Origin of the sequence: Billgrantia montanilacus, assembly GCF_003336675.1 — a bacterium.
Taxonomy (GTDB): domain Bacteria; phylum Pseudomonadota; class Gammaproteobacteria; order Pseudomonadales; family Halomonadaceae; genus Halomonas; species Halomonas montanilacus.
In genome coordinates this window covers 320,915-347,086 of sequence record NZ_QPII01000001.1, presented here as the reverse complement: position 1 = coordinate 347,086, position 26,172 = coordinate 320,915, and the positions used below count along the sequence as shown (strand labels likewise).

Sequence of the window (26,172 nt, the reverse complement as noted above, 5' to 3'; positions counted from 1 at the left end):
CTGGCCATCGAGGAAAAGAGTATGCGTATTGTGGCGGTAATCGGCGCAGCCGGTGGAATCGGCGCTGCCATCTGTAAGGCAATGCTCGAGGCTGGGGACCGTGTCTTCCTGCTCGATAGGGATGAGCGCCAGGAGAGAGTCGTGAACACCCTGGCAACCTGGGGCGAGCGTGCGTCATTCGTGGCCTGCGACCTGGCCGACCCCGGCAGCATCGCCCAGGCCTTTGCGGAGATCGAGCGACATGGCAAGGGGCTCGATGCCTGCATCAACGCGGCTGGCGTGATTCGCCGCGGCCGCTTTGTCGAGGTCTCGGGTGAGGATCTGAACACGATGATGGCGGTCAACGTCACCGGCGCCTTCCAGGCACTCCAGGCGGCTAGCCGGCTGATGATGGCCAGCGGGGGTGGGCGTATCGTCAACGTCGCCTCGGCCCATGGCCTGCGCACCACCGCCGAACGCTCCACCTATGCCATGAGCAAGGGTGCGATCCTTGCGCTGACTCGGGCACTGGCGGTGGAGCTGGGCTCCCACGGCATACTGGTCAACGCGGTGGCGCCGGGCCCCGTCGCCACCGGCATGCAGAGCGCCGACTCGGAATCCCGCCGCCTGTGGCAGGCCAGCACCCCGCTCGGCCGCGTTGCCGTGGCCGAGGAGGTCGCGCACGCCGCCGCCTTCCTCGCCTCGCCGGCCAACACCTTCATCACCGGCGACACCCTGATCATCGATGGCGGCGCCAGCGTTTCCCTGGGTTCGCCAACGAGAGGTTCGCCCACGAGAGGCTAGCCGGCTAGCCGAAGGCGGCCTTGGCCACGTCCTGGTAACGCCTGGCGAAATGCACCGTGACCCCCTCCTTGAGATAGTCAGGCAACTCGGCATAGTCACGGCGATTGGCCTCTGGCAGGATCACTTCGAAGATCTTGCTGCGGCGAGCCGCGATGATCTTCTCGCGGATACCACCCACCGGCAGTACCTGCCCGGTCAGGGTCAGTTCGCCGGTCATCGCCAGGGGCCGGTCGATGGACTGGTGACGAGCGAGAGAGAGCAGTGCCGTGGTCATGGTCACCCCGGCCGAGGGACCATCCTTGGGCGTCGCGCCCTCGGGCACATGCAGGTGGACGAAGGCGGAGTCGAAGAAGTCCGCGTCGGCGCCATACTCCGCCAGGTGTCCAAGAGCATAGCTGTAGGCGATATTGGCCGACTCCTGCATCACTTCGCCCAGCTTGCCGGTAAGCTTGAAGCCCCGGGTCAGGGAGTGGACCTTGCCCGCCTCGATCGGCAGAGTCGCCCCGCCCATGGAGGTCCAGGCCAGGCCGGTGACCACGCCCTCCCCCTTGAGCACCTGCTCCTGGCGGAACAGCGGCGCGCCGAGGTACTCCTCCAGGTTCTTGACCGACACCTTCACTGACGCCTGGTCGCCCTCCAGCAGCCTGACTGCGGCCTTGCGCACAATGCTGTGCAGCTGTTTCTCCAGCTGGCGTACACCGGCTTCCCGGGCGTAGCCCTCGATCACCTGCTTCAGCGCGGCATCCGTCAGGTTGATACGCTTCTTCGGGATCCGGTCGCGCTTGAGCAGCTTGGGCCAGAGGTGGTTCCTGGCGATGGCCACCTTCTCTTCGGCGATGTAGCCCGACAGCCGAATCTGTTCCATGCGGTCGAGCAGCGGCCCCGGTATCGAATCCAGGGTGTTGGCGGTACAGACGAAGAGCACCTTGGAGAGATCGAGCCGCACGTCCAGATAGTGGTCAAGGAAGTCGACATTCTGTTCGGGGTCGAGCACCTCGAGCAGCGCCGACGCCGGGTCGCCCTGGAATGACTGCCCCATCTTGTCGATTTCGTCGAGCATGATCACCGGGTTTTCGACCTCGACCTCCTTGAGCGCCTGCACCAGCTTGCCCGGCATGGCGCCGATGTAGGTGCGCCGGTGGCCCTTGATCTCGGCTTCATCACGCATGCCGCCCACCGAGAAACGATAGAACTGACGCCCCAGGGCCTCGGCGATGGAGCGCCCGACCGAGGTCTTGCCTACCCCCGGGGGGCCCACCAGCAGCAGGATCGACCCACCCACATCGCCCTTGAAGGTACCCTCGGCGAGAAACTCGATGATGCGTTCCTTGACGTCCTTGAGCCCGTCATGATCACGATCCAGTATCCCGCGGGCGTGAGCGAGGTCCATCTGGTCGGCGCTGCGCACTCCCCAGGGCATCGATGTCAGCCAGTCGAGATAGTTGCGCGTGGTGCCGTATTCCGGCGAGCCGGTCTCCAGCACCGAGAGCTTGTCGAGTTCCTCCTCGATGCGGGTCAGCACCTTGGGCGGCACCACCAGGCTCTCGAGGCGGTCACGGAAGGTATCGACGTCGTTCTCGCGATCGTCCTTGGAGATACCCAGCTCGCGCTGGATGACCTTGAGCTGCTCGCGCAGGAAGAACTCCCGCTGCCGCTCCTGCATCTGGGCGTTGACCTGCTCGCTGATCTCCGTCTGCAGCTGGGCAACGTCGATCTCCTTGCGCAGCAGCGGCAGCACCTTCTCCATGCGCGCTTGAACCGGCAGGGTTTCCAGCACCTTCTGCAGCTCGCTTCCCCGTGCCGAAGTGATGGCCGCGGCGAAGTCGGTCAGCGGCCCGGGCTCGTGGGGGCTGAAGCGGTTGAGGTAGTGCTTGAGCTCCTCGCCGTAGAGCGGGTTGATCGGCAGCAGTTCCTTGATGCCGTTGATGATCGCCATGGCATAGGCGCGGGTCTCGTCCTCATCGGAGTCGACAGGTTCCCGCGGGTAGCTCACCTCGACCAGGTAGGGCGGCTTCTTCGATAGCCAGCGCTGGATATGAAAGCGCCTGAGGCCCTGGGCAATGAACTGGAGCTGCTGGTCCTCTCCCTGCAGTTTGTGAACCTTGACCGCCGTGCCGTACTCGGGAAACGTCTCATGGCTCAGGTCGTCGATGCCGGTATCGCCGACGAAGGCAACCCCCAGGGTGTGGTGGGGCGTATTGCCCACCCGACGCATCGTGTCCTCCCAGCGCTCGCGGTTGATCACCAGCGGCTGAACCTGCGCAGGAAAGAAGGGCCGGTTGTGAATCGGCAGCAAGTAGATACGCTCGGGCAGGTATTCGCTTGCCGGGACCATGGCATTGTTCAGGGTCTCTTCCGCTTCACCATCGGAGCCCGTCCACGCTTCGTCCGAGTCGTCACGCATCGATTGTTGCCAATTCTGCTCATCCTGATCGTAGTCGCTCATCGAAACCTCTTCCTGAAGCTGGGTGCCGGAGTCTGACCTGAGGAATGCGGGCGCAACCGGGCAACTTCAAGTCATTGACCCACTATTTCCAGGTGGCGTGTTGAATGTGTCGTGTTCAAGGTGGCGTGAAATCGTGACGGGAGCAAAGACAGGCAGGGAAGCGAAACGGGCAAGCACAATAGGCCGAACTGGTTCAGCGCCACAGCTGAGGCAAGGAGCGGCTGTTGACGCGCACCTGTCCTCGCCCCACGTCGACTTCCAGGGTGCGGGTGTCCAGTGGCAAGCCAAGCCACAGGGCCGCCACGGTAGGCAGGTCGTACCAGGTGAAATCGCCGTCGAGCCGACGCCGCCAACGCTCCCGCATGTCGGGGTCGTCGATGTCGACCAGTCTCAGCTCGTCGAGACGGCGCCCGTCGAAGAACAGCGAGCCATCGACGTGTGCCGACAGCCCCATCATGGGGCTATCCAACTGGAGGTTCAGCAGGTCGAGGCGTGGCGAATCCTGCAGGACCTGAAGCATGTGCGGCTCGAGCTGTGCCAACAGCTCGCGACGATCGAGTTGATGATGACCACTGGCCGCCAGCTCTCGTAGCCGCGACATGCTGGCCCGGAGGGCATCGGCATTCAGGCGCGACAGCTCGAGTGCCAGCTCGCCGGTGAGCAGCACCTGGCCGGCCGTCTGTACCTCGCCCAGGTCGATATCGAGCTGCATCCTCAGCTCCCGCTCATCCAGGGCCGTGCGATTGGTGACCCTGAGATTGCTGGCATCCAGGCTCAACTCAGGCTGGCGCCAGGCCATCGATTCGACCTGAAGCCGGTCCTCCTGGGTGAAGGCATGGGCATCTTCGGTATAGGCGTAATGGCTGTTCAGCGTGGAGGGACCGATGGACAGGCTGGCGACCCCGTCGGTCAACCGCCAGGCATCGAGATGCGCTCGGAGACGCCAGTCGCCCTGCTCACCGCTGACATGGAGCCGGCCGCCATCGAACACCAGTTCGCGATCCTGCTGGGTGATTCGCAAGGGCGAGAGACGCAGCCCGCCTTCCAGAGTGCCGGTCAAGGTGTGGTAGCTAGCCTGCCAGAGCGGGGGCGACGAGGCCATGAGATCACCGAACAACTGTGCGGCATCCGGGCCATGGCGCAGCATCGCCTCACCGTTCAAGTGCGTATTGAGTACGCCGTGCCGCGCCCTGTAGGTGAACTCCAGCTGCCATACGTCCCCCAGCAGCGGCGCCAGGTGAATGCGTCCGGTCGAGGACCACCAGCCCTGCTCTACCTCCGAGCGCGTCACGACCAGCTCTCCCCTGGCCTCGAGATCATCGAGCGTTCGTACCATTTCACGTTCGAAGAAATAGCTGGAAATGGCCTGTCCTGCCAGCCAGGCCAGCAATAGCAGCACCAGCAGCGGGACGATGAGACGTTCCTTGCGCACAGCTCCGCCTCCTTGTCGTTTCCTTGACTATCGCATCAACGATTACACCGGCTATCACAACGGCATTACATCAACTACCGCACCCGCTATCGCGCCAATTATCGCGCCAATTATCGCGGAAACTTTCTCACCAACTTTCTCACCAACTTTCTCACCAACTATCGCATCACCAGTAACTCAGTGTAACCAAAGCCATAGGTGCATGGTGCTCCAGGCGTAGATTCCGGCCAGGACATCATCGATCATGATGCCGAACCCCCCCGCAACACGACGGTCCGCCCAGCGAATGGGCCACGGCTTGAAGACGTCGAAGATGCGAAACAGGATGAACCCCCAGAGCGCCGCTTCCCATGAGAAGGGCACCGCGGCCATGGTGATCCAGTAGCCGACGAATTCGTCCCAGACGATGCCGGAGTGGTCGTGAACGCCGAGGTCGCGTGAGGTCTTGTCACACAGCCAGATGCCCGCGACGAAGGAGACCGTCACCAACATCAGATACCAGTTCAATGGCAGCTCGGACATCAGCCAGTAGAACGGAATGGCCGCCAGGGTACCGAAGGTGCCAGGGGCCCAGGGCACGGCCCCGCTGCCGAGGCCAAAGGCAAAGAAATGAACGGGGCGCCGCCAGACGCTCTGGGGAGCGCGATTCATGTGGCGCCTCTCTTCACGTCCGCTGCCCCGAAGTGTTGCCAGCCAACGAGTGCCGTGTCGGCCACCCCGGAGAGGCCAGGTTCGGCCGTGATCGTTCCGATCGGTGTCAGGGCCAGCCCAAGCCCGTCCAGGCGACGAGTGGCCTCCTCCAAGGCGTCGGCGGGCAGGCTGACCAGCAACTCGTAGTCATCGCCGCCACCCAGTGCCGCCTGTTGGGCCCGCTCAGGGCCCAAGGCATGGAGCAGCCCTTCTGCCAGGGGCAGCGCCTCCACATCGACCCTCGCGCCCACCCCGGAAGCGGCCAGCACATGGCCCAGATCGGCCAGCAGTCCATCGGAAATATCGATGGCCGCAGTGGCCAGGCCACGCAACGCCTGGCCCGCGCCCAGGCGAGGCTGGGGGCGAAGGTAGCGCACCAGCAGGGGATGCTCCAGATCCTTCTCGCCCCGCTGCCATAGCGCCAGGCCACCGGCGCCTCCTCCCAGGGCCCCGGTCACCGCCAGAACGTCGCCGGGTCTCGATCCGCCACGGGTCAGGGCCTGCCCTTCGGGCACCTCGCCCATGACCGTTACCCCGATCGCCAGCTCCCCCCGGGTCACGTCACCGCCAACCAGGCTCGTACCGGAGGCCTCACAGAGACCATGAAAGCCGCGGGCGAAGTTGGACAGCCAGGTGTCATCGGCATCGGTCATCGCCAATGCCATCAGGCACCAGCGGGCCTCGGCCCCCATGGCAGCCAGGTCGCTGAGACTGACCGCCAGCGCCCGGTGGCCGATCGACTCGGCCGGGGCAGCCGTGGGAAAGTGCACTTCAGCAACCGACGTATCGACGCTGACAGCCAGCCGTGACCCACGCCGTGGCACCAGCAACGCACAGTCATCGCCCACGCCCAAGGCCACACCGGCCCGTGAGCCTGGGGCGGCCGGAGTAAAGTAACGGGCGATCAGCTCGAATTCACTGGTCACTGGATACCTTCAGCGGCGACGCGCGCTGACCTCGGCGCTACGCAACCGTGAGGCAAGCTTGTCGAGGATACCGTTGACGTACTTGTGGCCGTCGGTGGCACCGAAGGACTTGGCCAGTTCGACCCCCTCGTTGATCACCGCCCGGTAGGGGACATCCAGCCGATGCGACAGCTCGTAGGCTCCGAGCCGCAGGATGGTCAGCTCGATGGGATCCAACTCCTCGATACGCCGGTCGAGCAACGGCCCGATAGCGGCATCCAGGTCGCCGCGATAGCGAGCGACGTTATGCAGCAGGTCATGAAAGAGCGCCAGGTCGGCGATCTCCATCACCTTGGCCCAGTTTTCATGGTCCTCCATGTCCTCGTCGGGCAACTGGCTACGGAACTCCGATTCCACCGCCGAGATGGACTTGCCTGTCATGTGCCACTGATAGAGCCCCTGGATGGCCAGCTCGCGGGCAGCACGCCTCGCCTGCTGGCCCGTCGACGGGGCGCGCTTGGGGCGTGGTTCACTCATGATTTTCTCCGACATCACCGAAGCCGCGCAGCAGCGACACCATCTCCATGGCCGCCATGGCCGCCTCGGCGCCCTTGTTACCGGCCTTGGTGCCGGAACGCTCGATGGCCTGCTCGATGGAGTTGACGGTCAGCACCCCGTTGGATATCGGTGTATCGAACTCCAGCTGCAGGCTGCCGAGTGCCGAATTGCAGCCCCCCGCCACATATTCGAAGTGCGGCGTACCGCCACGAATCACTGCACCGAGTGCGATCACCGCATCGGGCTTGGCTACCTGCAGGGCCCGCTTCACTGCCAGCGGCAGCTCCCAGGCACCCGGCACATGGACGATATCGATGTGGTCGGCATCCACGCCGTGGCGCATCAGGATATCCACGGCGCCCTCTACCAGGCTGTCGACCACATGATGGTTGAAACGCCCCACCACGATCACATAGCGACCGTCGACATCGACGAAGTTGCCTTCCAACTGAGACAAGGTATGCATCGGATTAATCCTGCTGAAATTCGGTTTTAGATCCTGCTGAATCCACTGGGCGCACCCGAGGGTGGGCAGACTTTCATCTTAGCGCCAGACGGCGGCCGTCTCAGGTCTCGGCATCGGCCTCACTGTCGCCCGGCGCAATCAGCTCGACCACTTCGAGATCGAAGCCAGACAGGGCGGAGAACTTCCACGGCGAGCTGAGCAACCGCATCTTCCCCACCCCGAGGTGGCGCAGGATCTGGGAACCCGTGCCAATGGTGAGGTAGTTGCCGGCACCATCCGAATCGCTGGTACGAGGCAGACGACGACGCTCCAGGAATACCTCGAGCTGGTCTCGAAAGTCTTGATGCGGCCGTCCATCGTCGAGCAGGACGAAGACACCCTGGTCGACGCGGGCCACTTCCTCCAGTGCACTGTGGGTGGTCCAGTTTGTGCCTTCACCCTTCTGCAAGCCGAGCAGGTCCCGCATGGTATCGGCCAGATGGACTCGCACAGTGGTCAGCGATTCGGGGGTGGGGTTGCCCTTGACCAGCGCCACGTGATGCGCCCCCTGAATACGATCGCGGAAGACATGCAGCGTCAACTCGCCCACGGCCGTGTTGACCGGGGTCGACTCAACCGGCTCCACTGTCTGCTCATTATGGATGCGATAGTGAATCAGGTCGGCGATGGTACCCATCTTCAAACCGTGCTCAGCGGCGAACTGCTCGAGCTCGGAACGACGGGCCATGCTGCCATCGTCGTTCATGACTTCGCAGATCACACCGCTGGGATCACAGCCAGCCAATGCTGCCAGGTCGCAGGCCGCCTCGGTATGTCCGGCACGACGCAACACGCCACCTGGCTCGGCCATCAGCGGAAAGATGTGACCGGGTTGGACGATATCCTCGGCCCGGGCGTTGCGCGCCGCTGCCGCCTGCACGGTGCGTGCCCGGTCGGCGGCGGAAATGCCCGTCGTGACCCCCTCGGCGGCCTCGATGGAGAGGGTGAACTTGGTGCCGAAGCCCGACCCGTTGTCGCTTACCATCAGCGGCAGCTTGAGGCGCTCGCAGCGCTCGCGCGTCATCGGCATGCAGATCAGGCCGCGGGCATGGCGTGCCATGAAATTGATGTGCTCGGCCCCCACCTTCTCGGCGGCCATGATGATGTCACCCTCGTTCTCACGATCCTCATCATCCATGAGGATCACCATCTTGCCCTGACGAATGTCCTCTATCAGGTCTTCGATGGGAGCCAGGCCCCCTTGGGAAGATTGCACCATGGAATCTCCGAATGATTCAGCGAAAAGGCGTCGCGGCACTGCAACAGGGACGTTGCCAAAGCACGTTGCCAAAGTACGTTATGAAAGTAGGTTACTAAAGTTCTATGCCCCGCCTCGAATGGGCGTCAGGGTACCTTGGCTCGGCGTCGGGCGCCAGTAGTGAGCACCCTTGGTTCGGCGCTAACTCCTGTAGCGAGCGGGCTGTCCCGGGAACAAAACTCGGTGAGGAGGCGCTGTGAATCCTTCCCTGGACGCTACTTTTTCCATCCCTGGAAAAAGACCTCCTCCCCGAGTTGTTCCCGGCGCCCTGATGAACTCAGCCCTGAAGCCGCCCGGGCCGCGCAGTGATTCGCCAGTCTCGGCCAATGGCGCGGATATCGAGAATCTCCAGAGGACGCTGCTGGGCCATACGGGTCAGTCCCGGCAAGGCGAATAGCGGCCGCGCCTCGCCACCCAGCAGAGTCGGTGCCACAAACAGCTGCATCTCGTCGACAAGGCCGGCATCGAGCATCGCACCGGCCAGGGTAGCGCCGGTTTCCAGCAGCACCTCGTTGACCAGCTCCTGCTCGGCCAGGTAATGCAGCAGGGCGACAAGATCGACCCGGCCGTTCTCATCCGCCGGCAGCACCAGTATCTCGGCACCGGCGGATTCCAGGCGGGCACGCCGCTCGCCATCGTAGCCCGCCACCGTGGCTACCAGGGTGCGCCCGGGCTCTCGCAGGCAGGCTGCGGCCTGGGGCAAGCGCAGTTGGGTGTCGACCACAACCCGCAGCGGCTGGCGCCGAGCGATGACGTCAGCATCGTCCAGGCCCAGTTGGCTCGCCCGCACGGTCAAGCGTGAATTGTCGAAGATGACCGAATCGACGCCGGTCACCACCGCGCTGGAGCGAGCGCGCAGTCGCTGGACTTCCGCACGGGCATGGGGGCCGGTGATCCACTGCGATTCGCCCGATTCCATCGCCGTGCGCCCATCCAGGCTCATGGCCATCTTCAGGCGCACAAAGGGGCGATGACGGGTCATGCGCGACAGGAAACCGGGGTTGATCGCCCTGGCCTCTTCCTCCAGCAGCCCGACCTCCACCTCGACACCCGCCTCGCACAGCATGGCGATGCCGCGGCCGGCCACCTCCGGGTTGGGGTCGGTCATGGCCACCACCACCCGTTTCACGCCTGCATCGATCAAGGCCACGGCACAGGGACCGGTAAGCCCCTGGTGGGAACACGGCTCCAGGGTCACATAGGCGGTCGCGCCTCGAGCCGTCTCGCCCGCCATCCGCAGGGCATGAACCTCGGCATGGGGCTCGCCGGCACGCGCGTGCCAGCCCTCCCCCACCAGGCGATCATCCTTGACCAGGACACAGCCCACGCGGGGGTTGGGGTCGGTGGTATAGAGGCCTCGGCGGGCCAGCTGTAGCGCCCGAGCCATCCAGGCGGCAGCGGTGGTCTTGGCCATATCACTCCCTGGCAGAAGGGGAAAAACGGAAATCAGCGCTCGCCATCGTCGGCGGTTCCCGGCGGGAACCCGGGCTCTCGCGACAGGCGGTCGATCTCGGCACGAAATTCGTCGATATCCTGAAAGCGGCGATAGACGGAAGCGAAGCGAATGAAGGCAACCTGATCGAGACGCTTGAGTGCCTGCATGACCGCCTCGCCGATATCCCGAGCCTGGATCTCGCGTTCGCCACTGGCTCGCAGCCGCTGGCGAATCCGCTCCACGGCGGCCTCGATGGACTCGGCGCTGACCGGACGCTTCTCCAGCGCCCGCAGCATGCCCGCACGCAGTTTCTGCTCATTGAAGGTTTCGCGGGAGCCATCGGCCTTGACCACCCTGGGCATTACCAGTTCGGCGGTTTCGTAGGTGGTGAAGCGCTCGCCGCAGTCGGTGCACTGGCGGCGACGGCGCACCTGATCGCCCTCGGCCACCAGGCGGGAGTCGGTCACACGGGTATCATGGGCGCCACAGAAGGGGCAATGCATGGTATCGATCCGAATGCGAAGCGGGGCGACCACTGGGTCGCTCGTGTGTCAAAAAGTGTGAGCTAGTTGATACGATAGTGTACCCGCTCCCCCGCTGGCCGCACAGCTCAGCCCTTTCCAGAACATCCCGGGCGGACCAATCCTTCAGTGGGCGTGCTCCTGCTTGTGCCCATGTTCAAGTTCATGTTCAGGTTCAGGTTCATGGCCATGCCGCCCCCCGCTGTCCACGACGATACGCTGAACCGGCGCCTCGAATCGCTGGGACGTGCCCGACTCGAACCGGAGTTCGATCTCAACCGGCTCCCCCTCCACCAGCGGCGAAATCAAACCGATCAACATCATGTGCAGTCCGCCGGGTGCCAGCGCCACCGTTTCACCGGCGGGAACGATGATGCTCGACACCTTGCGCATCTGCATCACGCCATCGATATCTTCGTGATTATGCAACTCCATCACCTCGGCGGCGGGCGAGCTGGCATCCACCAGGGTGATATCCTTGTTGCCGGTATTATGCAGCGTCATGAAAGCTGCCGAGGTTTCCGAGCCAGGCGGAACGGCGCGAACCTGTGCGTCTTCGACGGTCAGCGGGTCGGCAAAGGCCGCAAGCGATACCAACGAAAGGCCGGTAGCGAGTAGAAGAGTACGGGGCAACATCATGCGGGGCTCCTTGTTGTTTCGTTACGCTGTACGACAGAGGGGAAACGAGCAGCATACTATGCCGTTACCTGCCTCGGAGCCAGGCTGCGTCAACTCGACACAGTCCGGCGTTAACCGGCAGTTAATCGAGAGCTGACACACTGGCGAGTCCATTGCGACGGACTGCTCGTCATAGGAGGACTGCGCTGCATGAACGCTTTGCAACAGAGCATCGCCCTGGGTCCGCTGGGGTTCTCACTGGGCCAGGTGCTGGTCATGCTGGCCTTCGGGATGGCCTTGCTGGCCGGAGCCCTGATCGGACGACGCCATCGCACCCCGGTGGCCGATACACTGTTCACCCTGCTTCTTCTCAGCCTGGCTGGAGCTCGAGTGCTGTTCGTGACTCGCTACTGGGGCAGCTACGACGACATGATCTCGATGCTGGATATTCGAGACGGCGGTTTCGATCCACTTGGCGGTCTGGTGGTGGGTCTGGCCTACGCTCTCTGGTTGATGTGGCGACTTCCTGCCCAGCGGGTGCCCCTGGCCGGCGCGCTGCTAACCGGCGCCCTTACCTGGGGCTTCATCGCCGGCCCCCTGATGTTGATGGAGAAAAGCGCGCGACCGATTCCGGATACGTCCCTGGCCACCCTTGGGGGCAACCCTACTGACCTGCCGTCGCTGGCAGCAACAGAGGGTCAGCCGATGGTGGTGAACCTATGGGCCACCTGGTGCCCGCCCTGTATCCGCGAAATGCCAGTCTTCGAGCAGGCCCAGAAGGAAATCGACGATATCACCTTTGTCTTCGTCAACCAGGGAGAAAACGCCCGGCATGTGAACCGATTCCTCACGGAGCACTCTCTTGATCTGGACAATGTGCTGCTCGATGCGACCAATGCACTTGGCGAGGTTACCGGGTCCATGGCCATGCCCACGACGCTTTTCTACGACGCCGATGGCCGCCTGAGCAATACGCACTTTGGCGAACTGTCGCGAGCCACCTTGCACAACGGCCTCGAGCGCCTGCGCTGACGCCACGTACAACATGCAACTTCCTACCCATTTCAAGGAATCGACATGGCTTTTCGATTATCACTACTCGCTACCAGCTTGACAGCTATTGCCACAGCCCAGATGGTCTATGCCGGCGACTGGCCGGGCCCGGTTCGTGCACTGACCGAGCAGGGGCTCGAGGTTCACGGCGAATTCGAAGCCCCCAGCGGGCTTACCGGCTACGCCGCCAGCCACCAGGGACGTGAGATGACCGTCTTTGTCACTTCCGACGGCAATCATGCCATTGTCGGCACCATGATCGATGCCGAGGGCAACGATCTCTCCGAAGCCCCTCTCGATGAACTTGTGAGGGCGCCCCAGGAAGGCGAGGTATGGCAACAATTGGAAGAGAGTCACTGGATTCAGGATGGCCAGCCGGAGGCTCCCCGTGTGCTGTATACCTTCACCGACCCCAACTGCCCCTATTGCCGGCAGTTCTGGGAGCAAGTTCGCCCCTGGGTCGAGACCGGTGAAGTTCAACTGCGCCATATCATGGTGGGCATCCTTAGTCAGGACAGTCCTGCCAAGGCAGCCGCCCTTCTGGGCGCCGAAGATCCCGAAGCCGCCCTGCATGACCACAGTGGCGGCGACGATGTCGACCCATCGGCCCAGCCCCGCGATATCGAGGACCAGGTGTATCGCAACAACCAGCTTTTCGAAGAGCTGGGACTCTATGCCACCCCGTCCACAATCTATCGGCATGAAGAGCGCCTGCAACGAGTCGACGGCATGCCACAGGAGTCACGACTGCTCGAGATGATGAGCGGCGAGGCGCACTGAACCGGCTCAAGAGCAAAGGCCCCGCGCGGTTTACCGGGCAGGGCCTTGACGACCACATTCCTCCCCAAGCTTAGTCTTTCAGATCCTCGAAGCGTGGGACACCAAGGTTCCAGGGCAGCATTTCTTTCTTCTCACCCATGTTGGCATGATCCCCCAGCAGCGTCCCGTCATGCTGGCGTTCGGTACCGTAAAGTGTGTGCTTGTGGAAGGTCGCCTCAAAGCGTTCGCGAGTTTCTCGTACGTCACCGGTATAGCGCGGATCCTGCGGTCGCTCCTGACTATTGATGTAGTAGGCAACGTCCCAGGCTTCCTGGTCGGTCAGACTCATCGGCTGACCCAGTGGCATGTTGTACTTGATGAAGCTGGCCATGGTGAAGGTGCGCGATATCCCTGCCCCCCAGTTGTTGGAACCATCACCCCAGGGAGAGGGAAAGACATACTTTCCATCCTGGTAGTGGCCGGAACCATCCTTACTGTGACAGATTGCGCACTGCTCGAGGTAGACCTGCTCGCCTCGGGCGTAGTCCGGCGCCTGCTCAGGCTCGTCGAGACGTGGGAAACCACGGCCATAGATCGGCTGGTCCGGGTACATGGGCACTCCCTTGGCCAACCATTGATGGTAGGCCGATAGCGCCAGCATGTCGTCACTGCCATAGGCCGGCGGCGCACCGTTCATGGAGTAGGCGAAGCAACCGGCGAGGCGCTCCTCCAAGCTGTTGACGTGCTGATTCTTGCCACGAAAGTCTGGCAGCGTGACGGCGGCAGGCCATACCGGGCCGCTGAACGGCAGCCGCCCCTCCCCCAGGTGACAGCTTGAGCAATTCATGTCGTTGAAGACATTCTCGCCGCGCAACTGCTGGGTATTGGTGAAGAGATCGTGGCCTCGACGGATGACCTGCTTCAGTTCGGGATGAATATCGGCCTCGTCGAGGTCCTGCATGGTTGGCGGCACATGAACCAGCTCACCCTCCCGCGGCGCCGGGTAACCCAGTTCCACCAGGGTCTCATATTCCGCCAGGGCGGCCAGGCTGATACCCGCGACCAAGGTTGCGCCGGCCAGGGCCATTGTCTTGCGTCGAATCGTCATGTCGGCTTTCCTTTATTCGGACGCCACGGGCTGGCGTGAGAGCCAGACCGCAACGGCACGAATGTCTTCGTCATTCATGCGTTTGGCGATAGCTCCCATGAGGTTCTGAGCGTCATTGTCACGCTCACCCGCTTGCCACGCGAGAAGCTGTTTCTCGATATAGCCAGCGTGCTGGCCGGCAATTCCGGGGAACGTACTGCCGACACCCTCGTTGCCGGGCCCGTGGCAGCTCTTGCACGAGACGATGTAGGCGTTCCAGTCACCTCGCAACGCCAGCTGCTCCCCCCGCGCCAGCTGGGCCTCATCGGCCTCATCACCACCCTGGCCATCGGTAACGGGTAATTTAGCGTAGTAAGCCGCCACGTCGACGATCTGCTGATCATCGAGCATATTGGCAAACGGTTGCATGCTGGCGTTACGCCGCCGGCCCTCCTTGTAATCATGAAGTTGGTTGGCAATATAACCAGCATTCAGTCCCGACAGTCTCGGCCAGGATTCTCCATCGGCGACATGCCGTCCGCTGCCATCCGGCTGGTGACACGTCCCGCACACAGCAGCTGCGGCCTTGCCACGCTCCGGGTCTGCCTCCTGCGCCAAGGCGGGCCAGGCAGTCAGGCCCAGCAACAGGCCGAGACTAGTTGCAATACTCAGGCTGTTCATTTCGCATCACTCTCGTCATTGTTTTGCATCCCTTGCAGGACGCTACCGGCCTGGGGGTGCCAGACCTCCTGCCGCCGTTTGACCGGCAGCGTCAAACGGGCTTCCAGCCCGCCATCATCGGGGCGTACGAACTGAAGGCCACCGCCGAAGCGCTCGACGATGGCCGCCACGATGGCCAGCCCGAGGCCGCTTCCCTGATGCTTGCTGGTTCGCCAGAAACGCCCGGTCAATTGCCCGAGCGCCTCGGCCTCTACCCCCGTACCGTGATCACGTACTCGGAAGGTGACGCTGGTCGGCGGTTGCACACCGGCCGGTACGGTATCGACACCCAGCACCAATGGGCGAGCGCTCACGCCATGTCGCAGCGCATTCTCGATCAGGTTACGCAAGGCCGTGATTGCCAACTCACGCGGCACGGCCAGCTCCCATTCAGGCAGGTTGTCAAGCAGTTCGACATCGGCCTTACCCGTCGGGTCTGCATCCTGAAGCGCCAGGGTAAATACCTCCCGCAACCGGCACGGTTCTCCAGCCTCGAAATCCACTCGACCTTCGACCCGTGCCAGCAACAGCAATTGATCCAGGGTACGTGAGAGGCGAACGACCCCTTGCTCAGCATGGACCATGGCCGCCTTTGCTGCCGGACCTTCCACGCGCTGGGCCACCTGCAGGTGGGTGCGGGTCGCCGTCAGGGGGGTTCGCAGCTCATGGGCGGCGTCGTTGGTGAAGCGCTGTTCACGAATGAACGCCGCGTTCAACCTGGCCAGCAGTCCATTGAGCGAGTCGACGAGGGGGCGAATTTCCGACGGTACTCCAGAGACGGCAACCGCCTCCAAGGCATCGGGATGGCGCTGCGCCAGCGACTCGCGCAGCCGGTCCAACGGCGCCAGGCCGCGGACCACACCGAACCACAGAGCTACCAGGCTGCCCAGCAGAGCCACCAAAAAAGGGACCACCGCCACCTTGATCACGTCGCGCAGCAATCGGTTTCGTTCATCCATGCGATCGGCGGTGGTGATAGTCAGGCCGTCTCGCTCGTACACGAAGACCCGCCAGGTGACGCCGTCGGCTTCACGGTAACTGTGGCCCCGCTCGCCGACACGGAGAATGTTCTCCAGGTCGGTATGGGTGCGGGCGAGGATCTCGCCACGCGGAGAGTGGACCTGGCAGGCAAGCCCCTCGATTGGAGGAATCGACAGCGCTCGCTGGTCAGCCTGCAGCCAAGCTTCCTCGGGCAGTTGGGCCATTAGCCCTGAGACCATGCGAGCCGACTGGGCCAGACGCTGGTCCAGGGTGGCAACAAACTGTTCCTCGAGGTCGCGCATCAGCCAGGCCGCGGCAAGGCTCCACAGCAGCATCAAGGTCACCCCAAGGGTGAGCAATAGCCGTGCGCGCAGGCTCATCGCTGCGGACGCTGTCGAGCGAATTGGCCAACGGCTTCGGGCTTTCCAAGCCGGTAGCCAATGCCGCGAACGGTCTCGATCACGCCCACGCCCAGCTTGCGACGCAGGTGATGGATATGCACGGTGAGTGCATTGCTCTCTACCTCATCGCTCATGCCATACAGGCTATCCTTTAGCTGATCGATGCTGAGCACGCTGCGCGGGGCCTGCAGGAACGACTCCAGCAGTACCAGCTCACGCCGTGACAGGGGGACCAGCTGCCCCTCCAGGGACACTTCCCGGGAGACAGGATCGAGACACAGCGACCCATGCTCTACCCTGTCCCGAGAGCGCCCGGACGCACGTCTCAGTAACGCATTGAGCCGGGCCACCAGCTCATCCAGATCGAATGGCTTGATCAGATAGTCGTCGGCCCCACACTGGAGGCCAGCGATACGATCCGCCACATCATCCCGGGCGGTGAGCACCAGCACCGGCACATCGACACCCTCTTCACGCCATTCCTCGAGCAGTTGAAGACCATCACCGTCGGGCAAGCCTCGGTCGAGGATCACCACGTCGGTGGCGACGAGCGCCACCATCGATCGTGCCTGGGCCTGCGTCGTGGCGAGATCGACGACAAAGTCGCAGACTGCGAGACCGGCCTGGATCCCAGAGGCAACGAGGGGATCATCCTCGACTAGCAATACGTGCATTTAGGGCTTCCTGGCGACCGAGGTGAACGAAGTGCCTATCAGGCCGAGTTGCCCCGGCCTTCCTGCGCGCTCAGGAACGATATCCGCAAGGTCAACTGCGGGCAGGAATCGCCCTGGCCAGGAACCAGCCCGCCACCATGGCGACAAGCATGGCAAACAGCGGTGCCGTCAGCCCGGCAATGGAGGCGATGGCCGGACCGGGACAGTATCCGGAAAGCCCCCAGCCGATACCGAACAGGGCAGAACCACCAATCAGCCGGGCATCGAGGTCTTGACGAGTAGGCAGCTGGAAGGTCGCGCCAATCAACGGCTGCTCTTGGCGGAAAACGATCCGGTAGCCAATGAAGGTTGTCACCACGGCGCCCCCGAGCACGAACATCAGCGTCGGGTCCCAGGCGCCGAAAATGTCGAGAAAACCGAGCACGCGCGCCGGGTCGGTCATGCCGGCGAGCGCCAGGCCCAGGCCGAAAATCAGCCCGGCGATATAACCCATCAGCGTCTTCATGCTCCACCCCCGAACACGTGCCGCACGATATAGACGGTAACGATAGCGCATGCCAGAAAGGTCACCGTGGCCACCAATGAACGCGGCGACAGCCGTGCCAGCCCGCACACGCCGTGCCCACTGGTGCAGCCACTGCCCAGTCCGGTGCCCACGCCGACCAGAAGGCCTGCAACGAGCATCAGCCCCACCCCACCGGCGGGCTGGCCGACCACTTCGCCAGGCGCGCCGGCCACGTTACCCAGGCCACCGCCCAGCAGCATAAGTAGCAGTGGACCGCTGACTAGGCCCAGCACGAAGGCCCCGCGCCAGGCGCTGTCGCCCTTGGGTAGGGTCGTCACCAGGCTGCCGACGATACCGCTGATACCTGCGATACGACCAAGTGTTGCCATCAGCCATACGGCCGACAGCCCGATCATGACCCCACCAATAAGCCCTTGCAGATTTGCGATCCAATCCACGTAGATATCCTCCAGAGTGGTACTTCAATAATTCAGAAAGGAGCGCCTCAGGCCGATGCGGGTCGATCAACCGACTTGCCGCAAACGGTCCCCCGCTCTCCCCCATCACCGTGTAGCGTTTGCCAGGCGTCATAGGTACTCAGATACACTTGGCCGGTCAGTTCACGACAGAAATCGGTGTTGTACAGGCGGTCCATTACCGGCCCCTTGACCTCTGCGAGATGCATCGTCACGCCGGCATCCTTGAGCCTGGCGTTGATGACCTCGAGGCTCTCCAGCGCCGAGGCATCGATGACATTGACTGCCTGGCAGGCCAGCACGATATGCTCAAGGCTCGGCTGCCGCGTCGCCAGCGCCATCACGGTGTCTTCCAGGTAGCGGGCGTTGGCGAAGTAGAGGCTCTCGTCGACACGCAGGATGGCCAGCCGCTCGTCGGTCTCCACCGCATGACGCTGCACGTTGCGGAAATGCTCGGTGCCCGGCACCCGCCCCACCACCGCGCTGTGGGGTCGGCTGGTGTAGTAGAGATGCAGCGCCAGCGACAGGGTCACCCCGGCCAGGATGCCGCTCTCGACCCCATGCCCCAATGTGACCAGGATGGTGGCCAGCATGGCCGCGGCATCACAGCGTGAATAGGCCCAGGTGCGCTTGATGGCAGCGATGTCCACCAGAGACAGCACCGCCACAATGATGGTGGCTGCCAGGGTGGCGATGGGCAGGTAGGCGATCAGCGGGGTCAACAGCAGCGCCGCGGCGGCAATGCCCACGGCGGTGAAGGCTCCTGCCGCCGGTGTCTCGGCGCCGGCATCGAAATTGACCACCGAGCGAGCGAAGCCACCGGTGACCGGCATGCCGCCGGTGAACGAGGCGGCAATGTTAGAAGTGCCAAGCCCTACCAGTTCCTGGTCCGGATCGATGCGTTGGCGGCGCTTGGCGGCGAGAGTCTGACCCACCGACACCGACTCGACGAAGCCGATGACACTGATCAGCAGGGCCGCCACGAATAGCTGGCTCCACAGCCCGCTGTCAAAGCCGGGCAGGGTCAGTGGTGGCAGGCCCGCAGGCACCTCGCCCACCACGGCGACGCCAAGTTCGTCCAGCCCCAGCCACCAGGTGGCCAGCGTCGTCATCGCCACGGCGAGAATCGGCGCGGCTTTGGTCAGCATGTCCGCTGGCCGTGCCGGCACGCCGAGCTTGACCAGCCCGCCCTTGAGCCAGCGACGTGCGGCGTATAGAAATGCCAGCACCCCGACACCGATCACCAGGGTCGGCGCATTCACCCCGCCCAGGCTGGTGGCCAGGCTCGCTCCCAGCTCCACCAGGTTGTGGCCGGCGGCCTCCACCCCCAGCACGTGCTTGAGCTGACCAGCGGCGATGATCAGGCCGGTGGCGGTGATAAAACCTGAGATCACCGGGTGACTGAGAAAGTTGGCCAGAAAGCCCAGCCGCGCCGCCCCCATCAGGGTGAGAATCAGCCCCGACATCAGCGCCAGCACCAGGGCCGCACCCAGATACTCCGGCGAGCCCTGAGGCGCCAGCTGCCCCACTGCGGCTGCGGTCATCAGCGAGACCACCGCCACCGGCCCCACCGCCAGGGTACGGCTGGTGCCGAATACCGCATAGACCACCAGCGGGGCGATGCTGGCATAGAGCCCCACCTCCGGCGGCAGCCCTGCCAGCATGGCATAGGCCAGCGACTGCGGGATCAGCATGATGGTGACGATCACCGCCGCCAACAGGTCGCTCCCCAGGGTGGCGCGGCCATAGCCGGGCAGCCACTGCAGGATGGGCAGGTAGCGCTTAGGGTCCATCGATCAGCGTTTCCTGGCAGCTTCCAGCAGCGAACGTCGCTCCTCCAGATCATGACCCGCGGCGCTCGCCGCCGACAGCAGCGCGGGAATATCGCAGCTCTCCCCCTGGCTGCGGGCATGAGCCCAGAGATGAATGGCACGCTTGCCGGTCTTGCAGAAGGCCAGGATTGGCAAAGGCAAGCTCTCCAGCGCCTCGCCGAAGGCTTCGATGTCGGCTTCGCCATACTCACCCGGGGTGACCGGAATACAGCGCCACTCGAGCCCCAGCTCGGCGGCCCTCTTGCTCAGCGCCCGGTCATCCGGATGGTCGTCGGCCTCTCCCGGTCGGCGGTTGCAGATCACCGAGCGAAAGCCGCGACGGGCGACCTCGTCGAGGTCGGCCGGGGTCACGGCATCGGCGATGGAAAAACCGGTCTCCAGCTCTTGAATATGCATGCGCTTCGTCTCCTGGACCACTCAGAATTTGTTGATCGGTACCTTGAGGTAGACCTGGCCGTTGTCCTCGGGCGGCGGCATATGGCCCGCGCGCATGTTGACCTGGACCGAGGGCAGGATCAGCCGTGGCATGTCGAGGGTGGCGTCGCGCTCGGTTCGCATCTTCACGAATTCCTCCTCGCTGATCCCCTCGTGCACATGCACGTTGCGGGCGCGCTGCTCCGCGACGCTGGTCTCGTGCTGGTACTCCTCGCGGTCCGGCCCCTTGTAGTCGTGGCACAGGAAAAGGCGGGTCTCGCCCGGCAGGGCCAGTACTTTCTGGATGGAGCGATAGAGGGTGCGCGCATCACCGCCGGGGAAGTCACACCGGGCGGTGCCATAGTCGGGCATGAACAGGGTGTCACCAACGAAGGCGGCATCGCCGATCACATAGGTCAGACAAGCCGGTGTATGGCCCGGTGTGTGCAGCACACGCCCTTCCAGGCTGCCGATGGCAAAGGTGTCGCCCTCCTCGAACAGACGGTCGAATTGGCTACCGTCGCGGGCGAACTTGGTGCCGGCGTTGAACGCCTTGCCGAAGACATCCTGTACCACGGTGATGTTGGCGCCGATGCCGGTCTTGCCGCCCAGCGTCTCGTGCAGGTGAGGCGCGGCAGAGAGGTGGTCGGCGTGGACGTGGGTCTCGAGGATCCACTCCACCCGCAGATCATTTTCGCGCACAAAGGCAATGATCTCGTCGGCGGAGCGAACATCGGTGCGCCCCGCGGCGTAATCGAAATCGAGCACCGAGTCGAGGATCGCGCAGGACTTGCTGTCGGGATCCCTCACCACGTAGCTGAAGGTGTTGGTGGGCTCGTCGAAGAAGTGGGTCACGATCGGCGTGGACATGGGCTATTACCTCCAATGAGTGTCGATGCCTTCCAGGTTGCGATACATTATATCGCAATCACAGTTATAACTATATACTTGTTTGTTATTTACAGCTTGAGACTCCGTTACCAATAACGATAGCCACACCATCACAACGAACGAGGCCCATCGCCGTGGCGATGGGCCTATGACTCTGAAATCCTGGCCTTACTTCCTCAGCCTGCAGGTATTGATGCCCAAGAGCCGGTAGGCCGGACAGAAGTTGAACAGCCCGGTGGCCAGCGGTAGCACGCCGATCCAACCCCAGGCACCGATGATCCCGGTGAGCGCCAGGCCAATCAGCAGCGCACCGATGACGATGCGCGCAAGCTTGTCGATGCTTCCCACGTTACGCTTCATGGCTGTCACCTCGTGACGTAAAGGACTTCAGAAACTGAAAACCGGAATGGTCGGATCACGCATCATCTCGGCCATGGGGCCGGGAGCGGCGACGCCGACGCCTTCGCGCAAGTCGTCTTCGCCATGGTCACTGTTGGGCAGGTAGATGGCGCAGACATCCACGCTGGCACCCTCGCGCATCATCATCTGCATGATAGCTTCCGGTGTGACCTGCTCCATGGGATGGCCCGGCGGCGTGTTGATGCCCTCGCTGCTATAGCCCTCCAACCCCAGGTCGCCAGCGGCGTCGCAGAGCAGAATCTGAAGCGTAGTTCCCTGCTGCTGCATGGCGTTGGCGAGGATCATCGCCATGCCCTGGGTCTGCAGGGAATCGCTGGTGAGGATCACCAGGGCACGCTCGGCGCGCTCTTCATGGCCGTGATCGTCGCCGTGGCTGGCGGCAAGCGCCGCACCCGATAGACCCAGGCCGGTAGCAACGGCGGCCAGGGTAAGAGTTGTCTTGATGCTCATCTGCTCACCTCTGATGTGATTTATTTCGTTGGATGGGTCCAGAAAGCTGTTCTGAGGACCATTTTTTCAACAGGGTTAATAACTATATGGAATAATTTAATAACAATATCTTAGTAAGACAAGATTAGCCTAAAACCCTAGAACTGCCATGCGGCATCGAGTCGCATCTTGACATCAGTCAACTATTTTTCAGCATAAAGCTTGCCAGGCACGCAAGATCCCAGCGCAACGCGTCTCTATTCCACCAAGCAAGAGAAAGCCGATCGCGAAGCATCAGAGAGGCATGAAAAAAAGGCCGCTTGAAAGCGGCCCGGGAAGAAAAGCGTCGTGTTGCTCTAGAGCTCGATCCGATCGCCGTAGACCGGCACTTTCGCCTGAATGCCGTTCTCGGCCAGGGCGGTCTTGAAGGCCTCCTGCGTCCCAGGCTCGCCGTGGACCAAATAGAAGCGAGGGTTGTTTCGAAAGGCGCCGGCCCAGCCGATCATGTCGGTCTGGCCGGCGTGGGCCGAGAATCCGCCGATGGTATGTACCTTCGCCTTGACCGCCAGGTCCTGGCCCAGTACGCGTACCCGCTCGGCCCCGTCGACGATCTGGCGACCCAGAGTACCGGCGGCCTGGAAGCCAACGATCACCAGGCGGGTGTTGGTCTTCTCCAGGTTATAGCGGAAGTGGTGGATGATGCGCCCGCCGGTACACATGCCGGCACCGGCGATGATGATCGCTCCGCCATGAATGCGGTTGATCGCCATGGACTCCTCCACCGTGCGGGTCATACGCAGGATAGGCAGATACTGGCTGGTGTCACCGCTGGCGGCGATGTTAAGCACCTTGAGGTCCTCAGCGTCGAGGCTCTTGCGTGCCCGGTGGTAGAGCTCGGTGACCTTGATCGCCATGGGGCTGTCGAGGAAGACCATCTGCTGGCGCAGTCGCCCCTCATGGTAGAGCACGCTGAGATGGTAGAGGATCTCCTGGGTACGCCCCACCGCAAAGGCGGGAATCAACACATTACCTCCCGCCTCATGAGCCTTCTCCAGCACCTGGGCGAACTCCTCCAGGGTTTCGTCAAGAGGTCGGTGGTCGCGATCGCCGTAGGTGCTCTCCATCAACACCACATCGGCCTCATAGACCTTGTCGGAGTCGCGCATCAGCACCGAGCTGGGGTTGCCCAGGTCGCCGGAGAATACCAGCCGCTTCTGCTGGCCGCCGGAGGGGACGGTCAGCTCGACGATCGCCGAGCCGAGGATATGGCCGGCATCACGGAACACCAGGATGGCGCCGCCGGGCAGGTTGACCGGCTGTCCATAAGGGTGGGACTCGCAGAGCGACAAGGTGCGTTCCACGTCATCCAGGTCATAGAGCGGTTCGACCAATGGTTTGTCTTGCCGCTTGCGCCACTTGTTCTCCCACTCCACATCCTTGGCCATGACGAAGGCGGCGTCCTGCAGCATGATCTCCAACAGGTCACGGGTGCCTCGGGTGCAGTGAATCGGACCACTGTAGCCTTCGCGTACCAGCTTGGGCAGCAGGCCCGCATGGTCCAGGTGGCCGTGGGAGATCACCACTCCTTCGAGTTCCCGTGCCAGCTTCCCGAAGGGCCTGGCATTGGCCTCATCGGCATCTGGCCCGCCCTGGTGAAGGCCACACTCCAACAACAGCTTATGGGAACGCGGGTCACCATCCACTTCGAGAAGATAGCGAGAGCCGGTCACTTCCCCGACCGCTCCCTGAAAGGTCAATGTCGACATGGCATCTCGATCCTTGCTCGTCTAGGGACTTCTGCCCTCAGCATACCGGAAGGCAGCGCCCCTGGCGTGGTTCACGCCGGACAAGCGCAGGCAGAATCGAGCGGTTGGATCGGAGACTGCCCCAGAGATTCAGGGCCCCTCAGGAGCTCACTGCTCCCTTGGGCATCATGCGGAGGTCCTGCCCTCCCCACCAGTAGGCGATACCTTCGACCCAGCCCTGGGTTCCTGCCGCCTGGCTGCGATAGAGCGTCGACTGACGCGGGGCCAAGGTCGATACCCCGCCGCCTCGAATCACTACCGCCTGATCCACCGCTTCCAGCAACGACTGGTCGTTGGGGCCATCGCCTAGCCCCAGGGTCAGCGGCTCACACCCCCGCAGTGACTTGAAGCGATCCACCAGCCAGGTCACGGCCCCACCCTTGTCGAGGCCGCCGGTAACGTGCCAGAAGCGTCGCCCCTGGACCAGGTTCAGGCCATCGCCCTGCAGCGCCTCGCGAAAGGAGGCCAGCGACGAGGCATCACTCTGCCATACCAGGGGTTCGCTACCCTGGCGCACACGAGCCAACCGGGCCTCGTCCGCCTCCTGCCCGGTCAGCGCCATGACCTCCTCGAGGGTCATCTCGCCCATGGTCCTGAATGCGACGCCAAGCCGTTCCCGCCACACGCTGAGACGCTTGCGAATGAAGGCGATATCCAGCCCCAGGTTGCGCATGGCGACACCCTCCGATTCGCTGGCATCACGCTCCAGATGGGCATGCCGCCAGGCCGGGGGCAAGCCGACCACACTGCCATTCTCGGCAATGAAGGGGGTATCGCCGAGACCCAGCCGCTCTCGCAGTGGCAGCAGCTCTCCGCGGGTGCGACAGGTAACCGGTATGACCGGGACCCCCAGGGTCTTGAGCCGTTTCAACCAGGGCTTGGCCTGCTGCCACTGATAGCTGTCATGGTCGAGCAAGGAGCCGTCGAGGTCGGTGAAGACCAGGCGCGGCTGCAGGGCGGGGTCCAGAAGAAGCGGCTTCATCGTCATGGTGGCTCCAGCGCGATCGGGATTGGAAAACCCTGTGCATGGAAACCCTCTGCATGAGCCGTGCCAATCCAGCTTGGCGTCCAGCGCGGCCCGTCCCTGCCTGATGGCAGGCGTGCTGGCAATGTCGAATTGCCACCAAAGCGGTATCGTATGCACAGAAATAGTGCACAAAAGCCCCGCTCTGGTGCGACCAGAATGGGGCTTTTCGATTCAGGTACCAGACTGAAGCTAGCTACCGCCGAGAGCTGTACTCAGCGATAAACGGGGAAGCGAGCGCAGACGCCCTCGACCTTGCCCTTTACCTCGGCTTCCAGAGCGGCGGTATCGTCACCCTTTGCCATGGCATCGAGGATGTCGCAGATCCAGCCGGCCAATTCACTGCACTCGGCTTCACCGAAGCCGCGGGTGGTGACCGCCGGTGTGCCGATGCGCAGGCCGGAAGTGACGAAGGGGCTCTGGGGATCGCCGGGCACGGCGTTCTTGTTGACGGTGATGTGGGCGCGCCCCAGGGCGGCGTCCGCGTCCTTGCCGGTCAGGCCCTGCTTGATCAACGAGAGCAGGAAGAGGTGGTCTTCTGTACCGCCGGAAACGATGTCGTAGCCGCGTTCGATGAACACACCCGCCATTACCTGGGCATTCTTGACCACCTGCTGCTGGTAGGCCTTGAATTCCGGCTCCATGGCTTCCTTGAAGCAGATCGCCTTGGCGGCGATGACGTGCTCCAGCGGGCCGCCCTGGCCGCCGGGGAAGACCGCGGACTGCAGCTTTTTCTCGATCTCGGCGTCGCCCTCGCTGGAGAGGATCAGGCCGCCGCGGGGGCCGCGCAGGGTCTTGTGGGTGGTGGTGGTGACCACGTGGGCGTGGGGCAGCGGTGTCGGGTAGACGCCAGCGGCCACCAGGCCGGCCACATGGGCCATGTCGACCAGAAGGTAGGCACCTACTTCGTCGGCGATCTCGCGGAACTTCGCCCAGTCGATAATCTGGGAGTAGGCGGAGAAGCCGGCGATGATCATCTTCGGCTGATGTTCCCTGGCGAGCTTCGCGACTTCCTCGTAATCAATGCGACCGCTGTCGTCGATGCCATACTGCACGGCGTTGTAATGCTTGCCGGAGAAGTTGGGCTTGGCGCCATGGGTCAGGTGGCCGCCGGCGTCGAGGCTCATGCCCAGCACCGTGTCGCCCGGCTTGACCAGCGCCTGGAACACGGCGCTGTTGGCCTGGGACCCGGAGTGAGGCTGAACGTTGGCGTAGCTGGCATCGAACAGCTGCTTGGCATAGTCGATGGCCAGCTGCTCGACGATATCCACGTACTCGCAGCCACCGTAATAGCGCTTGCCGGGGTAGCCTTCCGCGTACTTGTTGGTGAGCTGGCTGCCCTGGGCTTCGAGAACGCGGGGGCTGGCATAGTTCTCGGAGGCGATCAGCTCGATGTGTGCCTCCTGGCGACCGACCTCTTTCTGCATCGCATCGAACAGGACATCATCGAAACCGGCAATCTGCATGTCACGGCTGAACATCGGCGGGGAACCTCGCATCACGGGGAGAATCAGGATGCGCAATGATACCCCAGCCCATGGCGGCTTTCA

The 26,172-nt window shown here is 63.2% G+C and carries 27 protein-coding genes; 3 read left to right on the top strand and 24 right to left on the bottom strand.

The window, feature by feature from the left end; all coding sequences use genetic code 11:
• Positions 1 to 21 precede the first annotated feature (21 nt).
• The gene (locus tag DU505_RS01625; RefSeq protein ID WP_181872698.1) at positions 22 to 783 is read left to right on the top strand and encodes an SDR family NAD(P)-dependent oxidoreductase; all 762 of its coding nucleotides are present in this window, start codon (positions 22 to 24) and stop codon (positions 781 to 783) included.
• Between the two features lie 4 nt (positions 784 to 787).
• Here DU505_RS01625 and lon read toward each other — a convergent pair whose 3' ends face one another.
• The 10 genes from lon to DU505_RS01575 all read right to left on the bottom strand — a co-directional run bounded on the left by lon (position 788) and on the right by DU505_RS01575 (position 11,172).
• Positions 788 to 3,229, bottom strand: coding sequence for an endopeptidase La (lon, locus tag DU505_RS01620; RefSeq protein ID WP_114477241.1), 2,442 nt, complete (start codon positions 3,227 to 3,229; stop codon positions 788 to 790).
• A gap of 193 nt (positions 3,230 to 3,422) precedes the next feature.
• A complete protein-coding gene (locus DU505_RS01615) occupies positions 3,423 to 4,661 on the bottom strand; it encodes a DUF945 family protein (RefSeq protein WP_114477240.1) in 1,239 nt (412 codons plus the stop codon).
• Between the two features lie 177 nt (positions 4,662 to 4,838).
• A complete protein-coding gene (locus DU505_RS01610; protein ID WP_114477239.1) occupies positions 4,839 to 5,312 on the bottom strand; it encodes a phosphatidylglycerophosphatase A family protein in 474 nt (157 codons plus the stop codon).
• Positions 5,309 to 6,277, bottom strand: a complete 969-nt coding sequence (gene thiL / locus DU505_RS01605) for a thiamine-phosphate kinase (RefSeq protein ID WP_114477238.1) — start codon at positions 6,275 to 6,277, stop codon at positions 5,309 to 5,311. Before thiL ends, DU505_RS01610 begins: the two co-directional genes overlap by 4 nt.
• Before the next feature lie 9 nt (positions 6,278 to 6,286).
• The gene (gene nusB / locus DU505_RS01600; protein ID WP_114477237.1) at positions 6,287 to 6,793 is read right to left on the bottom strand and encodes a transcription antitermination factor NusB; all 507 of its coding nucleotides are present in this window, start codon (positions 6,791 to 6,793) and stop codon (positions 6,287 to 6,289) included.
• On the bottom strand, positions 6,786 to 7,280 hold the full coding sequence (ribH, locus tag DU505_RS01595) for a 6,7-dimethyl-8-ribityllumazine synthase (protein ID WP_114477236.1): 495 nt from the start codon (positions 7,278 to 7,280) through the stop codon (positions 6,786 to 6,788). Before ribH ends, nusB begins: the two co-directional genes overlap by 8 nt.
• Positions 7,281 to 7,380: 100 nt before the next feature.
• The gene (gene ribBA, locus DU505_RS01590) at positions 7,381 to 8,538 is read right to left on the bottom strand and encodes a bifunctional 3,4-dihydroxy-2-butanone-4-phosphate synthase/GTP cyclohydrolase II (RefSeq protein WP_114477235.1); all 1,158 of its coding nucleotides are present in this window, start codon (positions 8,536 to 8,538) and stop codon (positions 7,381 to 7,383) included.
• Positions 8,539 to 8,854: 316 nt separating this feature from the next.
• Positions 8,855 to 9,991, bottom strand: a complete 1,137-nt coding sequence (gene ribD, locus DU505_RS01585) for a bifunctional diaminohydroxyphosphoribosylaminopyrimidine deaminase/5-amino-6-(5-phosphoribosylamino)uracil reductase RibD (RefSeq protein WP_114477234.1) — start codon at positions 9,989 to 9,991, stop codon at positions 8,855 to 8,857.
• A gap of 32 nt (positions 9,992 to 10,023) precedes the next feature.
• On the bottom strand, positions 10,024 to 10,515 hold the full coding sequence (gene nrdR, locus DU505_RS01580) for a transcriptional regulator NrdR (protein WP_114477455.1): 492 nt from the start codon (positions 10,513 to 10,515) through the stop codon (positions 10,024 to 10,026).
• 144 nt (positions 10,516 to 10,659) lie between these two features.
• Positions 10,660 to 11,172: a copper chaperone PCu(A)C gene (locus DU505_RS01575; RefSeq protein WP_114477233.1), complete on the bottom strand. Its 513-nt coding sequence runs from the start codon at positions 11,170 to 11,172 to the stop codon at positions 10,660 to 10,662.
• Positions 11,173 to 11,361: 189 nt separating this feature from the next.
• Here DU505_RS01575 and DU505_RS01570 point away from each other — a divergent pair, with 189 nt between their 5' ends.
• Both DU505_RS01570 and dsbG read left to right on the top strand, forming a co-directional pair.
• Positions 11,362 to 12,183, top strand: coding sequence for a TlpA family protein disulfide reductase (locus DU505_RS01570; protein WP_114477232.1), 822 nt, complete (start codon positions 11,362 to 11,364; stop codon positions 12,181 to 12,183).
• Positions 12,184 to 12,228: 45 nt separating this feature from the next.
• Positions 12,229 to 12,984, top strand: coding sequence for a thiol:disulfide interchange protein DsbG (gene dsbG / locus DU505_RS01565; protein WP_114477231.1), 756 nt, complete (start codon positions 12,229 to 12,231; stop codon positions 12,982 to 12,984).
• Positions 12,985 to 13,054: 70 nt separating this feature from the next.
• Here dsbG and DU505_RS01560 read toward each other — a convergent pair whose 3' ends face one another.
• The 14 genes from DU505_RS01560 to glyA all read right to left on the bottom strand — a co-directional run bounded on the left by DU505_RS01560 (position 13,055) and on the right by glyA (position 26,103).
• Positions 13,055 to 14,071 (bottom strand): c-type cytochrome, encoded by a 1,017-nt coding sequence (locus tag DU505_RS01560; RefSeq protein ID WP_114477230.1) that lies wholly within the window; start codon positions 14,069 to 14,071, stop codon positions 13,055 to 13,057.
• A 12-nt stretch (positions 14,072 to 14,083) separates the two neighbouring features.
• On the bottom strand, positions 14,084 to 14,731 hold the full coding sequence (locus DU505_RS01555; RefSeq protein WP_114477229.1) for a c-type cytochrome: 648 nt from the start codon (positions 14,729 to 14,731) through the stop codon (positions 14,084 to 14,086).
• Positions 14,728 to 16,131, bottom strand: a complete 1,404-nt coding sequence (locus DU505_RS01550) for an ATP-binding protein (RefSeq protein WP_114477228.1) — start codon at positions 16,129 to 16,131, stop codon at positions 14,728 to 14,730. The genes DU505_RS01555 and DU505_RS01550 overlap by 4 nt, the downstream gene beginning before the upstream one ends.
• Positions 16,128 to 16,826: a response regulator gene (locus DU505_RS01545; RefSeq protein ID WP_114477227.1), complete on the bottom strand. Its 699-nt coding sequence runs from the start codon at positions 16,824 to 16,826 to the stop codon at positions 16,128 to 16,130. The genes DU505_RS01550 and DU505_RS01545 overlap by 4 nt, the downstream gene beginning before the upstream one ends.
• A 91-nt stretch (positions 16,827 to 16,917) precedes the next feature.
• On the bottom strand, positions 16,918 to 17,331 hold the full coding sequence (locus DU505_RS01540) for a DUF6691 family protein (RefSeq protein WP_114477226.1): 414 nt from the start codon (positions 17,329 to 17,331) through the stop codon (positions 16,918 to 16,920).
• Complete coding sequence (locus DU505_RS01535) at positions 17,328 to 17,789, bottom strand: YeeE/YedE family protein (protein WP_114477225.1); 462 nt, start codon at positions 17,787 to 17,789, stop codon at positions 17,328 to 17,330. Before DU505_RS01535 ends, DU505_RS01540 begins: the two co-directional genes overlap by 4 nt.
• Before the next feature lie 47 nt (positions 17,790 to 17,836).
• Complete coding sequence (locus DU505_RS01530) at positions 17,837 to 19,600, bottom strand: SulP family inorganic anion transporter (RefSeq protein WP_114477224.1); 1,764 nt, start codon at positions 19,598 to 19,600, stop codon at positions 17,837 to 17,839.
• Between the two features lie 3 nt (positions 19,601 to 19,603).
• Positions 19,604 to 20,035, bottom strand: a complete 432-nt coding sequence (locus DU505_RS01525; protein ID WP_114477223.1) for a protein tyrosine phosphatase family protein — start codon at positions 20,033 to 20,035, stop codon at positions 19,604 to 19,606.
• 21 nt (positions 20,036 to 20,056) lie between these two features.
• On the bottom strand, positions 20,057 to 20,923 hold the full coding sequence (locus DU505_RS01520; RefSeq protein WP_114477222.1) for an MBL fold metallo-hydrolase: 867 nt from the start codon (positions 20,921 to 20,923) through the stop codon (positions 20,057 to 20,059).
• Positions 20,924 to 21,112: 189 nt separating this feature from the next.
• On the bottom strand, positions 21,113 to 21,304 hold the full coding sequence (locus DU505_RS01515) for a YgaP family membrane protein (RefSeq protein WP_114477221.1): 192 nt from the start codon (positions 21,302 to 21,304) through the stop codon (positions 21,113 to 21,115).
• Between the two features lie 27 nt (positions 21,305 to 21,331).
• Positions 21,332 to 21,814: a DsrE family protein gene (locus tag DU505_RS01510; RefSeq protein WP_181872697.1), complete on the bottom strand. Its 483-nt coding sequence runs from the start codon at positions 21,812 to 21,814 to the stop codon at positions 21,332 to 21,334.
• 335 nt (positions 21,815 to 22,149) lie between these two features.
• A complete protein-coding gene (locus DU505_RS01505; RefSeq protein WP_114477220.1) occupies positions 22,150 to 23,559 on the bottom strand; it encodes an MBL fold metallo-hydrolase RNA specificity domain-containing protein in 1,410 nt (469 codons plus the stop codon).
• Positions 23,560 to 23,698: 139 nt separating this feature from the next.
• Positions 23,699 to 24,580: an HAD-IIB family hydrolase gene (locus DU505_RS01500; protein ID WP_245947735.1), complete on the bottom strand. Its 882-nt coding sequence runs from the start codon at positions 24,578 to 24,580 to the stop codon at positions 23,699 to 23,701.
• Between the two features lie 257 nt (positions 24,581 to 24,837).
• The gene (glyA, locus tag DU505_RS01495) at positions 24,838 to 26,103 is read right to left on the bottom strand and encodes a serine hydroxymethyltransferase (protein WP_114477218.1); all 1,266 of its coding nucleotides are present in this window, start codon (positions 26,101 to 26,103) and stop codon (positions 24,838 to 24,840) included.
• Positions 26,104 to 26,172 lie beyond the last annotated feature (69 nt).